This is a genomic window from Anaerostipes sp. 992a (genome assembly GCF_001940245.1).
In the GTDB taxonomy this organism is placed as follows: Bacteria; Bacillota; Clostridia; order Lachnospirales; family Lachnospiraceae; genus Fimousia.
In genome coordinates this window covers 513,672-526,045 of sequence record NZ_MJIG01000003.1, presented here as the reverse complement: position 1 = coordinate 526,045, position 12,374 = coordinate 513,672, and the positions used below count along the sequence as shown (strand labels likewise).

Annotated in this window: 12 protein-coding genes, 1 pseudogene and 1 CRISPR repeat array; of the genes and pseudogenes, 1 reads left to right on the top strand and 12 read right to left on the bottom strand. The window is 36.5% G+C overall.

The window, feature by feature from the left end; all coding sequences use genetic code 11:
* Window positions 1-4 precede the first annotated feature (4 nt).
* The 7 genes from csm2 to BHF69_RS04180 form a co-directional block, all read right to left on the bottom strand.
* Window positions 5-436, bottom strand: coding sequence for a type III-A CRISPR-associated protein Csm2 (csm2, locus tag BHF69_RS04210; RefSeq protein WP_075669811.1), 432 nt, complete (start codon window positions 434-436; stop codon window positions 5-7).
* Window positions 429-2,786: a type III-A CRISPR-associated protein Cas10/Csm1 gene (gene cas10, locus BHF69_RS04205; RefSeq protein ID WP_075669810.1), complete on the bottom strand. Its 2,358-nt coding sequence runs from the start codon at window positions 2,784-2,786 to the stop codon at window positions 429-431. The genes csm2 and cas10 overlap by 8 nt, the downstream gene beginning before the upstream one ends.
* Entirely contained in the window at window positions 2,776-3,531 is a 756-nt protein-coding gene (gene cas6 / locus BHF69_RS04200; RefSeq protein ID WP_075669809.1) for a CRISPR-associated endoribonuclease Cas6, read from the bottom strand. The genes cas10 and cas6 overlap by 11 nt, the downstream gene beginning before the upstream one ends.
* 1 nt (window position 3,532) lies before the next feature.
* The gene (gene csm6, locus BHF69_RS04195) at window positions 3,533-4,861 is read right to left on the bottom strand and encodes a type III-A CRISPR-associated CARF protein Csm6 (protein ID WP_075669808.1); all 1,329 of its coding nucleotides are present in this window, start codon (window positions 4,859-4,861) and stop codon (window positions 3,533-3,535) included.
* A gap of 167 nt (window positions 4,862-5,028) precedes the next feature.
* A CRISPR array of direct repeats spans window positions 5,029-5,496; the repeat unit is 36 nt; unit sequence GTTTCCGTCCCCTTACGGGGAATCTTATTTCTTAAC.
* A 219-nt stretch (window positions 5,497-5,715) separates the two neighbouring features.
* A complete protein-coding gene (locus BHF69_RS04190; RefSeq protein ID WP_075669807.1) occupies window positions 5,716-6,297 on the bottom strand; it encodes an SOS response-associated peptidase in 582 nt (193 codons plus the stop codon).
* 15 nt (window positions 6,298-6,312) lie between these two features.
* Window positions 6,313-6,507 carry a hypothetical protein gene (locus BHF69_RS04185; protein WP_075669806.1) on the bottom strand — a complete coding sequence of 65 codons (195 nt, stop codon included), beginning with the start codon at window positions 6,505-6,507 and terminating at the stop codon, window positions 6,313-6,315.
* A gap of 32 nt (window positions 6,508-6,539) precedes the next feature.
* Window positions 6,540-6,941, bottom strand: a complete 402-nt coding sequence (locus BHF69_RS04180; RefSeq protein ID WP_075669805.1) for a hypothetical protein — start codon at window positions 6,939-6,941, stop codon at window positions 6,540-6,542.
* A 556-nt stretch (window positions 6,942-7,497) separates the two neighbouring features.
* Between BHF69_RS04180 and BHF69_RS04175 the strand changes: the two genes are divergently transcribed.
* Window positions 7,498-7,866 (top strand): DUF4846 domain-containing protein, encoded by a 369-nt coding sequence (locus BHF69_RS04175; RefSeq protein WP_075669804.1) that lies wholly within the window; start codon window positions 7,498-7,500, stop codon window positions 7,864-7,866.
* On the opposite strand, the gene BHF69_RS04170 is transcribed toward BHF69_RS04175, so the two are convergent.
* From BHF69_RS04170 to BHF69_RS04150, 5 genes and pseudogenes are all read right to left on the bottom strand, one after another.
* Complete coding sequence (locus tag BHF69_RS04170) at window positions 7,847-8,461, bottom strand: GNAT family N-acetyltransferase (protein ID WP_075669803.1); 615 nt, start codon at window positions 8,459-8,461, stop codon at window positions 7,847-7,849. The two genes, BHF69_RS04175 and BHF69_RS04170, sit on opposite strands and share 20 nt — an antisense overlap.
* Window positions 8,454-9,221 carry an aminotransferase class IV gene (locus BHF69_RS04165; RefSeq protein ID WP_075669802.1) on the bottom strand — a complete coding sequence of 256 codons (768 nt, stop codon included), beginning with the start codon at window positions 9,219-9,221 and terminating at the stop codon, window positions 8,454-8,456. The genes BHF69_RS04170 and BHF69_RS04165 overlap by 8 nt, the downstream gene beginning before the upstream one ends.
* 15 nt (window positions 9,222-9,236) lie before the next feature.
* Window positions 9,237-10,500 (bottom strand): annotated as a pseudogene (gene pabB, locus BHF69_RS14800) (aminodeoxychorismate synthase component I).
* A gap of 14 nt (window positions 10,501-10,514) precedes the next feature.
* On the bottom strand, window positions 10,515-11,123 hold the full coding sequence (locus BHF69_RS04155) for an anthranilate synthase component II (protein ID WP_075669801.1): 609 nt from the start codon (window positions 11,121-11,123) through the stop codon (window positions 10,515-10,517).
* A 247-nt stretch (window positions 11,124-11,370) separates the two neighbouring features.
* On the bottom strand, window positions 11,371-12,366 hold the full coding sequence (locus tag BHF69_RS04150) for a D-isomer specific 2-hydroxyacid dehydrogenase family protein (protein WP_242946105.1): 996 nt from the start codon (window positions 12,364-12,366) through the stop codon (window positions 11,371-11,373).
* Window positions 12,367-12,374: the final 8 nt, after the last annotated feature.

Here is a 12,374-nt window from a genome sequence, read left to right as displayed (position 1 = left end):
ACCCCTAATTATCCTTTCCTCCATAGAATTTATGATACGCCACCAGTCCTTCTATATATTTACTTAAAAGTAAAAATTTGTTTTTATCATGACCAATTGTTTTTATTATACTTAATATATCAGAACACTCAATGAAATCTTTAACAACTCCTTTGTTTTCCTCTCTCCCACATTCATAAATTATTCTTAATCTTAAATATTGAATACGCCCAATTATATCCTTGCTCAATTCTTTTTGAGAATCATATATTACATCATTACGAATCTCATTAAATAAATCTAGGATAGTTCTAATCTTAGAAGTTGTTAACTTAATTTTATAATTGTTATCTCTAACTATTCTTTTTTTTATAATATCTTCTGCTATATCCACATAGTTTTCTTCTGAAAGAATTGTACTAATTTTCTTTTTTTCATAATATCCCCTTCTACCCATCTTTCTCCTCCTTCGTTCTATTCATATACACATACAGGTAAATCGCCATTTCCAGTTCCTTTGCATCTGTATCATCTCTCATCCATTGATACATTTGTCTTGAAAACCTGTCATATAACTCTTTGCGTTTTTCTTCTTTTGATTCATTCTTATCTTTTGATTCCGGTACAATCCTTCCTAATAGATAAGCATATCGAGCAATATTAATCTTATCATCTTTTCTATTTCTCAAAAGTTCTAAAATCTGATATAAGAATGCCTTTCCTTTTTCATCGAATTCTTCAAAGTATTCTTGCAATAATTTCAGTTTCTCCTCTATAACCTTTTCAATCAATTCATCCCAATGAAATATAAAATCTTTATGGAATAACGCTACCGCATTTTTACCTGGGAGTTGTTTTGCCACATCCTCTAGCACACCTGTTTCTTTTGCCATAACTGAAATTGGAAATTTTGCTGGATAAATGCCAATACCTGCTGATAAAGTTAATTTTGATTGTGTATATTTTTTCAGACTGTCATATAAATCAATAGCAAATCCAATGATGTCATCCCATCGTCCAACAATGAATACATCGTCGCCGCCCGAATATACGATAACGGCTTTCCTCTTTCCTGGTTTTCTTTGATCAGAAAGCATATACTCACCGTGTTCCAATAAACCATTTATATGGTATTTGAAAAACATTGACAATTTTCTAGAAAACGTTGCTGTTCTAGACAATGTTACATACCTGTCACCATATTTTTTATGTTCAAACCCCTGCACAAATGCCTGTCCCAGATTATCCACATCTGCACGCATAACCGCTAACCTTTCGATTCCTTCCTCATTTTCTGCCAATTCTTCAAAGGTATTCCCATTTACATAGTCGCCTACCCATAGCTTTGTCGCAAGGGAGAATCCTGAATACATGTGATTTTTGCTATAAGCTCTTACATAATCATCATCTTCCTTCATCCGTTTACGTAATGACTTTTCACTATCATAACTCAGCCATTTATCTCCTGGTAAAGGCAAAGCTCCCTCTTCCTTACGGTTTAATACAGTATAAAAAGAAGAAACTGAACCATCACGATTCAATATGGCACTCGACATTTTTTCTAATGACCAGCAAATTTCACACACATCATCCGTCTTTAATTTACTACTTCTTCGGCAAATCTTGCATTCCCGCTCTCCATCCGGAATACCCTCTTTATTTAAAGTAAGAATCTGGTCTGCCGTATACCGGTGCATTTTATTCTTAGAAATTTCTGTAGATATTTCCCGAAAAATTGCTTTATAACTACCATCAACCTTATTACAGAGGTCATTTGCACTACAAGTTGCTTTTCCTCCTGCGATATACAAAGCTGTTTGAAAATATTCCAAAAACCATTGATTTATTTCCTTTTCATAATGTTGAATGATATCCTTTGTTTTTTTTGTATTCGACAATAACAAATATGCATGTCCTCCGCCAGAATAAATCAAATTTGCCCTAGATAAATCAAGATGAAACAACAATTCATCAATTAAGTGTTCCATCATAATCTCTAAATAAAATGATCTAGATCTTAATCCCTTCAAAGCACCTTTACTGTTAATCGTATAAATAAAATCTTGTATTCCTGAAATATCCATACTATATAACAAAAAACTTTTTTGATCGTAGAACTGTTCTGCTTTTTTTACAAAGGCGACTTTATAATCTTCATAACCCTGTTCTTGTGCATATTCATAAATGCAGCTTCCAATGGCAGCTGTCATCTTAACATGATCATATAAAGAAATATCTGCTCGTTCTTCCCTTGATGTTGATGATGGCAAAAATGTCATAGAAGACTCTAATATCGCCAGTAAAGAATTTATATGTTCATCATCCATCTTAAAATCTATCAGACAATTTTTAATCTTTTCGCGAATTCCTGCATAAAAACCTTCTGTATAAGTAATTGGTTTTTCTGTAGGATAGTTGATTGTATCTTCGACATCTAACATTGTTGGCATATAATGTTTCTGCTCATCATTATCATTTATAATATTAAAAACACTTTCTAAAGGCATGTCTCTAAGAAACCCTTTTTCCCCATCATCTTTTTGTCTTCGATCCATTGCTGCTGCAATATTATCTGCAATATAAATGATATATGCAAGAGATTGCTTATCCAGTTTAGCCTGACTCAGACTTTTATAGTGATGATAGCGTACCTGATTCAATATTTCTTTCTCTTTAATACCTATATCTTCCTTTAAGAATTGATAGCCACTCTCACTGTGATTCTTATGATCTGCTGCACGATAAATCACCTTCCCAATATCATGCAGCAATCCGCCAGCTATAACTCTTAATTGATCATCTGTCATTTCCCTTCCCCTCCTTTACTATCATCGTTCCCATTCCAAGAGAACACTTAATGCCGATTCCTGAATATTCACCAAATCTTATCAGCATATGAGCAAGATTTACCAATGGCTCCGGTCCATTAATACGAATGGTTATTTCACCTAAAAATCCGGAAATCCAAACACCTTCCAAAGAATATCTGACACTTCGTAAGTGATATTTTTTAATAAATGCATATTGTTCAAAGTGTTCTAATACTTCCTGACCACCTACATTGGTCTCATCTGAAAAAGCATCATATTTTATCATCAAGCTCTGCAATAAAAGCTTAATATTGGGTATAAATACATACTTTCCCTGACTCTTAAATGCTGTAGGTGTTACAAATTGAATGGTAATGTCTCGATGCTGTTGTTGAAAATAATACTTTTCTATCAACTTGTCATAACTGATCACTGTCAATTCTCGATTTTTTACCGTAAGCTCTAAATTCTTATGTTTCATCAGAAAATGATTCTGAATGATTAAAGAATCAATAATATTCTCTTTTGCCTCTTGATTTAATGTACAAATTGTCCATAGAAATCCATTCTCCGATATCTGAGATACATACTGATGAAACGGCTTCGTTCCATTCAAATGTAGTTTATCTCCATAGTCAGATGATACATATTCCATAAGTATTCCATGCATAACTGAAGATATCTGATATGAAAGCTTTTCTTTATAATCATATTCTATTTGTAATTCTAATTTTGCCAGCATCCTACTCCCTCTTAATCATATCAACCACGAGTGCATTCATATCATCATATGAATTCCAATACTCTTTTTTAATTCCAATATTAAGAAGCATGGTATATCGTTTTAACTTTTCCAAGATTTGTTCTGGCGTATTGCCATCAGCATGTCTTGTAATCCAATCCTTTGTCACAGATATAATCTCATGTGCAGGAAGATTTCGAACTTTACTTTCAATGCTTCGAATCTCTTTACTTAATACTGCAATTTCCTGATTATCAGAAAACTCTTCCAATACAGGTGCTAGATTAGAAGAATACATCTCTTTATATTTTGCATGATCTTTAAAGAATCTTTCTAATGCCTGTCTTAATCGCGGATTTTTATAAACTTTATCTCGATCCCAGCAGTCAACTCCATAGCGATTTTTACTTATATAGTCTTTATAATTTAGGTGCTCACATTGTTCCACTGCAATTTGAAAAATATCCATAATAACTGGTGTCAATCCCCGCACAAAATCCACATATTCTTCTTTCCTCAACTTAATCTGAAGATTTAAAATATGCTCAAAGATATTACGATATTTTTCATTTCTTACTGGAAGAATATCTGATTTTCTCTCTTTCAGTTCTGTCTGGATACCATAAATATTCAATTGCAATCTCCAATTAGCTGCTCTTAAATATGATAATACATTTTCTGACAATGGATTAACTAATGTCTCAGCTACTGTCATAGCCGCAACATAGTCATAAGAATAGATATGATTTATGATAATTTGTTTTTTGATTTGGTCGAGCAGGTTATTCCCTTTTGATTCAATACATCGATCCTCATATAAAGAAGAATCATTATCCTCATTGAATTCCCAATACAATTCTACTTCATATTCTTCATGGTCTTCCAAATGTGGATTGATCTTCTTTACTGGAGTGCTAACCTGAATTGGTATCATTTTATGATCCATTAACAAAGACAACATCTGTAATGAACTTTTCATCGCAGGAGTTCCAGAGGATACATTTAAATAATATTCACATTCTGGATGCTTCTTCACAATATAATTCAAAATATCACGATACTCATTGATGAAAGAATCGAAAATCTGAACTTCTTTCATATCATTCCGTTCAATTAATTCTACTTCAAAATGATGATCCAACTTTTTTCCCAGCTGTTCAAGACAATATAAATATCGATTATCTCTCTGGTGAAATTCAATCATTTCTTTCGATAAATACAAATACACATAATCTGGTTTATATTTTCTACAGATATGTAGCATTGCTCCATCACGGTCGTTTGAGATAGGGTCGGTTCCTCCTATCGGTGAAAATAAAACTCTCTTCATATTTCTCCCCTCCAATTTTAGAATATTATAGAATATCTTATTCTTTTGTAATTGTCAATATATTTTTTCAATATTTTCCCATATATTGCAAGAATTGTCCTTATAATTATACCATAAATTGACAAAAAAGGATAGTGATATACTAATACATTACTATCCTTTTACTCAAATCCGTCCCTTTACGGGGAATCTTATTTCTTAACGGTTAAGAGGAATACAAAACTAGGATACACTTGCGTTTCCGTCCCCTTACGGGGAATCTTATTTCTTAACCATAAAAATGTATACTAGAGAAGAATTATCAAAAAGTTTCCGTCCCCTTACGGGGAATCTTATTTCTTAACAATGGGATGCCGTAAAAGGTGCGAAAAGTTATGAGGTGTTTCCGTCCCCTTACGGGGAATCTTATTTCTTAACGCGTTGGAAGAATGGGCGAAAGAACATCCTGTTGTGAGTTTCCGTCCCCTTACGGGGAATCTTATTTCTTAATGATATGGCATGCCCTTACTGCGGAGCTGAGTGGGAACGTTTCCGTCCCCTTACGGGGAATCTTATTTCTTAATAAAACCAAAACATGGCGAAAAGCAATTTGCAACTAAGTTTCCGTCCCCTTACGGGGAATCTTATTTCTTAATCCTTTCTTTACAAATCCTTTATTTATGGGAACTTTCAGACTGGTTTGCGTCTAATAATCAATTTTTAAGAAAAAATTGATTATTAGACGCAAATCCTATTTTGACTTCAAACATACTTAATAAATCTGATTTAGAATTATTTTTATTGATCTTTTTCTTCTCCTATTCTAGCATATTCTTTCCTACATTACTATAGTTATTTTTTCATACCGAACCTTCCTAAAACAATGTCAACTGCTCATACTCCTGCTGCCGTTCTAACATTGGCGATGCCATCTTCAGATAATTTCTCACCATCTTATCATTGCAGATCCAGTCTTTGATCTGTTCCCTCTGAAAGATCAACGGCATCCTGTCATGCACTGGCTTCATAGAAGCATTGGCATCGGTTGTTAGAATTATAAACCGCTCTTCCTCCTCAAACCTGCGATAAAAGCCTGCCAGATAAATGACTGGACTTTGCGGATAAGAAAAAGTTACCTTTGTTTTACTTCTATCCCATTCATAAAAATGCCTTGCAGGAATCACACATCGCCTTTTTAATACACTTTCGCAAAAGAATCTTTTCTCTATCGCCGTTTCTGCTCTGGCATTAATCATGAGCTGATTACTCTTACTGGAAAGAAACCCCCATTTCATCTTCTTAAGCTGCATTCTGTTATTATTTCCCATAATCACCCAGGCTTCTTCCGATGGATGAATGTCTTCTGCCTTTGTATCCAAATGAGAAGCATCCAGATGAATAAACATTTGCTCAAGATCCTTTTGAATTTCACCATCGACAAAAAATCTGCTGCACATATAACCCCTCCTTCCTCATCTCCGATATTCCTCTGTAATCTCCTGAAAGCACCTTGTTCCATCAATATATTCCTGATATATGACCATAGGATCCTTTCCTCGATACATCTTGCAGATTCCACATATCTCACAATTTCCCTTACATGCAAATCGCTTTGCTATATAGTTCTTCCGTTCCTCTTTTGTTGATGTTTCTATCTGTGGTATCATTGATTTCTCCTCCTGACCTCTTATCCTAATAACTATAATCGAAAACGAATTGTGCTAATCGCTGTCGCAAGAATTCCGCAGCATAAAATCCAAAAATCAATCCAGAAGCTAAGTCGGCACACCTGCGCAAAAACTGAAAAAAGAAAGAAGGCAATGGCAAACAAGCCAAATCGTTTCAGATGCCTCCAGGCAAATTGTTTTCTCCGTTCCGATCCGGCATTTTCTGCTTCTTCGTAACTGGTTCCATTATACCAATAAATATATTCTGTTTTATAGATGATATAGGCCAATATTGCTACGCCAATGGTACAAATATTCAATGTAATTCGAATCAGCAAGTCCTCTTCGAACGGCAGAAAAGCAGCTCCCACTGAAGCAATGATAAACCCCACCATCCATAAAAGAAACCCTTGATAAGTCTTTCGATATTCCATATCTTCTCTGATTCCTTTCCTCTTACTGATACTATTATACCTTCTCTAGTATTATTTGTCACAGAAAAAGAATTTTACACAAAATGCTTTTTTATTGCATAGAACATTTCTATACAATAAAAAAGCCATTCAAGTTTTCATCTTTACTTGAATGGCTTTTATCTGTCAATCTGAAGTTTCACTGTATTACCGCCTTTCTATTAATTTGTCTTGTCCAAATATCTTTTGAAAAGATATTGGAGAAATCATCCTTTCATTGGACTGTACCTCCGTAAATTATTTGGTTTGAAAAACAATTAATTAAGCTGGTGGTCCGTACCTCCTATTTTGAATTTTTGATTTCCTCTTTGTTTATGTCTTAATTATAGACGAGTTACGCTTAATTGTCAATAGTATTTTAAAATATTTTTTATTTTTTCAGACATTTCCAATTATACATCTTTTTCGTTTTACATTTTTCACTTATTTCAGGAATATAGTCAACAATCTTAAGGAAAACTCCATATTCTTCGCGTTCCTTTCTGATATAATACAACTATCAGAAAGGAGATTCCCCATGAAAAGCTATCGATTCTTTATGTTATTGCTTGTACTTTGTATTGTCGTCTGTTGTGGATGTGACTCAGAGAAACCATCTGATCGCACAGCGGAAGAAAAGGAAGTATCCAAGTCACTGATTCATCCAGCAGGCACAACACTTAAGACCAGAATTCAGACACCCGATGGTTATACCCGAACAAAAGTAAGAAAAAACACGCTGACCGCATTTTTACGAAACTATTCCTTAAAAAAGGATGGAAGTCCAGTGTTTCTTTATAATGGAAGCAAAAAAGCCTTTTTACTGGCACAGAGATTTATGCCGGCCCAGGAATTTCATAGCTTCTTTGCTTTTTATCATTGGTGTATTAATATAACTGATCTCTAATTTCAGGAAATGTCAGCACCGGCAATGGTTTCTCTAAATGACTATCCAAATGCTTCTCCATCCATACCATATTGTACCAATGTCCAAACTTATATCCGCACTGATAAAATTCCCCTACCAGCCGATATCCCATGTGCTGATGAAAAAACACACTATCCTTGGTTAGATAAGGATCCTTTTTCCTTGGATAAGCAATGCAAACATTTAAGTTCAAAATATTCTGCATCGATAATGCTCTCTCCAATTCCTTATATAGTTTTCTCCCAATGCCTGTTTTTTTCTGATCTTTCCGAACATACACGGTAGTTTCAACAGCCCAATCGTAAGCCGCGCGTTCTTTAAACGGACCTGCATAAGCGTATCCTACCAGCTGTCCATCTCTTTCTGCAACCAGATACGGATATTTTTTCAGCACATGACCCATTCTTTCTTCAAATTCCTGAATGGTCGGCACTTCATATTCAAAGGTAATCGCTGTTTTTTCCACATAGGGAGCATAAATTTCAATAAGTGCTTTTGCATCTTTCTCTGTAGCGATTCTTATGTTATCAGCTTCTGCCTTTTCCAGGCGAGTGCTGCAATCATGTTCATTCATTACTTTCTCCTTCTGCCAATTTATCAAAATATTTTTTTCTTAACTGTTTCGTCATCCTTTGTTCGGGAAAAATATATTCTCCCAATCTTCTCACCGGCATAATCCCCATCAGAGAATTGGTCACAAAGCATTCTTCATATTGATCTAATTCCTCCGGATAAATGATTGCTTCCGTAACCCGCTCTGTCTCGCAGATATATTCTCGCAAAATTCCTGGTAAAAGTCCACAGGACTGTGCCGGTGTTATAATTTGTCCCTGCCGGATAAAGAAAATATTACTGACCGTTCCCTCTGCAATCTGTCCCTTTGTATTAAGAAAGATACGTTCATCCATTCCATTTGCAGCTGCCTTTCTTTTTTCCAGTATGCAGTCACCATAATTCATGGTCTTATGGTAGACCAGCGGCGAAGTTTCATTTCTCCTTACTTTACTAAAATCCATCGTAAATGCCTGCTGGCATAAACCTGCCTTATATGGATTTGGTCTCATCTTAAAAAGAATATTTTCTCCAGAAATCATCATTTTAAGAGCACAGTGGGAAAGTCCATCGGAATATCTTTCCCTTTGTTCTTTTAGATATTCCATAACCATTTCTCTATTATTTTCCCGTTCTGAACCTGATCGAAGTCCTAGAAATCGTAGTGTCCGTTCTAGCCTTTCCAGGTGCTTTTCTAAAAAAACCGGCTGCCCCTTTTCCACTGCAATGGTTTCAAATGCTCCCAGGCCAAACTGAAAACACTCATCTAATTTTATTTCCATACCTATCTCCTTCTTCTATCGCAATGCCTCTATCATCGCTCTGGCCTTTTGTAAGGTCTCTTCATATTCAAGTTCCAGATCTGATTCTGCAGTAATCCCTCCTCCCACTCCAAGATAATATTTGCCATTTTGATGAAGCAATGTCCGGATCATAATATTAAAATCACAGTCCCCATCCAACGTCAGATATCCCATAGATCCTGTATAAATATTTCTTTTTCCATGCTCCAGTTCATCAATGATCTCCATGGCTCTATATTTCGGTGCTCCTGTAATGGAACCTCCAGGAAATGCTGCTTTAAGAAGATCCATCACATTTTTCCCCTTCGTAAGAGTCCCTTCAATATCTGAAACAAGGTGAAAGACCGTCGCATACTCCTCCACCGTAAAAAGCTCTGTCACCTTTACACTTCCGGGCTCACATACCTTATTTAGATCATTTCGTTCCAAATCTACGATCATCAGAAGTTCACTTTTATCCTTCTCTGAATTTATTAGTTCCTCCCGCATATACTGGTCTTCCTCCAAAGTTTCTCCTCGCTTTCTGGTTCCCTTGATAGGACGGGTATTTACATGATGATGCTTCATCTTCAGAAAACGTTCCGGGGAGGCACAGATAATCTGATAATCGCCATAATCCACATAAGCACCAAAGGGAGAGGAGTTCTGTTTCCGAAGATCATAAAAAACCTTACGTGGCTCCTTCTCACTTTCAATCATGAGCTGCTGGGTCATATTGGCAATATAAATGTCTCCCTCCACAATATAACGAATCATATCATCGACAGCCTGCTTATACTCTTCCTTTTTAAAATTAGAGTGAATACGGATTTCTTTGCGGATATCTCCTCCCCCTTTTGTTCTCTTCTTATCTTTCTGGTCATTCCTTTCCTCTCCATATCCCAGTTCTGCTAATTGATGTTTCTTCTTCCGTCGCTACACCCTGCATTTCTCTTCCATAATCATAGGAAAAATAGCCCATCGCTCCGGATACAATGGGAAGATGACTATCATTTTTATCCACATGCATTGTCAAATACTCCCTCACATAATCTTCAAAGGATTTTTCTTTTTCCTCTATGCCATTAATAGTGAACGACTTCCCATCCTTTACAAGCTTAAGATAGGGACATCTGCCAATGATAGAATATCTGCCAAGGTCATTCACAAGAGAGGAATCCAGAAAGATAGCATCTGCTTCTTCCATATAGATGGGAAAGATCTCTGCTGCAGGAATATATGGTTTTAATTCTTTGATGATACGTTGTTTCTGATACATGTTTAAGCTTCCTTTCATCCTATCATAGTTCTTATCCTATTCTTTCTTGCCTTATGCTCCGCAATCCTGCAAAAGTTCTCAAGAATTTCATGACCATATTCTGTCTGCACTGCCTCTGGATGAAATTGCACTCCGTATATCGGCAGTGTTCTGTGAGATATCCCCATAACAGCTCCATCCTCTGCTCTTGCATCAATCTCATATTCAGCGGGAATGGTCTCCTCCTTTATCACCAGAGAATGATATCTCGTTACCTTAAAGTGATCGGGAAGTCCCTGAAACAGACTTTTTCCATTATTCCAGATTTCTGTCACTTTTCCGTGCATAGGTCGAACTCCCTTCTCTACCACTGCTCCGCAGCAATGTCCCAGAACCTGGTGCCCAAGACAGACTCCTAAGATCGGAATCTTCCCCTGGAACTGTTGTACTACCTCCATGCACAGGCTGGCATCCCATGGTCTTTTGGGCCCCGGTGAAAGGATAATTCCTTGTGGCTGAAGCTTCTTTATCTCCTCAATGGTAATTTCATCACACCTTTTTACCAGTATTTCCCTTCCAAGTTCCTTAACATAAGCTTTTAGGTTATATACAAAAGAATCAAAATTATCAATCATAACATACATAGCATGTCCTCCTACCCCTAGAACAAAGCGGACAAGTGTGCATCCCCCTGAGGGTTTTTATCATATAGGAGACTGTGTTTCCGATATGATAAAAAGGGATAACGAAAGTGCATCAAACATGCACAGTCGTTATCCCTTCTTGGTCCGTAATCTGTGTTCTCGATCATCTATTTCTAATTTTTCTTATCCTATCACGAAAGTCAGAATGCGTCAATACCATCTTTAAATCTGGAACAATGGAAATCTATTACAAAATCCTCCGTGGATTTTCCTCATTTTTTAATTCGGCAACACAGCTTTCAATGGAATACTGAATCATATCGCTAACTGCTTCATCTGTAAAAAATGCTGTATGAGGCGTCATCAAGACATTCGGCATAGTGCTTAGCAATGCCATATCATGATTCCCCGTCACTGCGTATTTATAGTCCTTATAGTAAATCTTGCCCTCATTTTCAATGACATCCAATGCCGCCGCTGCTACTTTCCCGCTTTCTAATGCTTTGATCAGTGCATCCGTATCCATGATCGCACCTCTTGCCATATTGATCAAAATCACTCCCTGCTTCATCTGATTGAGCGTTTCTTCTCTTACCATGTGATATGTGCTTTCCAACGCCGGGGTATGAAATGTGATCATATCACATTCTTTCCAAATAGTATCCAGATTCGTATATTGGGCAAATGCCTTCACAGATTCCTTCTCATAGGGATCAAATGCGAAAATCCTACATCCAAACCCACTTAAATTTCGAATAACCATCTCTCCGATCTTCCCGGTTCCTACCACACCAACTGTCATATTCCCAAGCTCTCTTCCGCGGACCTGAGAAAGAGAATAATCTTGTACCTGGTATCTTAATAGAATGGTCTTCATTTTGCGAATGGTCATCAGCATTGCCATAACCGTATATTCTGCAACTGTATGAGGCGTGTAGCTAACGTTGGAAACGGTTATTCCAATCTCCTTTGCATATGCTAAATCAATGTGATCATATCCAACGGTTCTTGTAGAAATGGTCTGAATCCCCTGTGCCTTCCAGGCATCCAGGAGCTCCCGTCCAATGGGTGTTGTGATAACACTGACTGCCTGGCAGCCCTCTGTGACTGAAAGATTGCAAAGCGTAGGTGGCTCATTCGTAACAGAAAGCTCCGTATGATATTGTTCCCCATAGATGGAGAAAAATTCCTCTTCATCGGGTCTCATATTAAATACTGCAATTCTCAATTTTGTCATCTCCATTTGTTATT

Coding starts and splice junctions, on each gene's coding strand:
- csm2 (WP_075669811.1), bottom strand. CDS start 436: ATGGGTAGAAGGGGATATTATGAAAAAAAGAAAATTAGTACAATTCTT.
- cas10 (WP_075669810.1), bottom strand. CDS start 2,786: ATGACAGATGATCAATTAAGAGTTATAGCTGGCGGATTGCTGCATGAT.
- cas6 (WP_075669809.1), bottom strand. CDS start 3,531: ATGCTGGCAAAATTAGAATTACAAATAGAATATGATTATAAAGAAAAG.
- csm6 (WP_075669808.1), bottom strand. CDS start 4,861: ATGAAGAGAGTTTTATTTTCACCGATAGGAGGAACCGACCCTATCTCA.
- BHF69_RS04190 (WP_075669807.1), bottom strand. CDS start 6,297: ATGTGCAGCAGATTTTTTGTCGATGGTGAAATTCAAAAGGATCTTGAG.
- BHF69_RS04185 (WP_075669806.1), bottom strand. CDS start 6,507: ATGATACCACAGATAGAAACATCAACAAAAGAGGAACGGAAGAACTAT.
- BHF69_RS04180 (WP_075669805.1), bottom strand. CDS start 6,941: ATGGAATATCGAAAGACTTATCAAGGGTTTCTTTTATGGATGGTGGGG.
- BHF69_RS04175 (WP_075669804.1), top strand. CDS start 7,498: ATGAAAAGCTATCGATTCTTTATGTTATTGCTTGTACTTTGTATTGTC.
- BHF69_RS04170 (WP_075669803.1), bottom strand. CDS start 8,461: ATGAATGAACATGATTGCAGCACTCGCCTGGAAAAGGCAGAAGCTGAT.
- BHF69_RS04165 (WP_075669802.1), bottom strand. CDS start 9,221: ATGGAAATAAAATTAGATGAGTGTTTTCAGTTTGGCCTGGGAGCATTT.
- BHF69_RS04155 (WP_075669801.1), bottom strand. CDS start 11,123: ATGTATGTTATGATTGATAATTTTGATTCTTTTGTATATAACCTAAAA.
- BHF69_RS04150 (WP_242946105.1), bottom strand. CDS start 12,366: ATGGAGATGACAAAATTGAGAATTGCAGTATTTAATATGAGACCCGAT.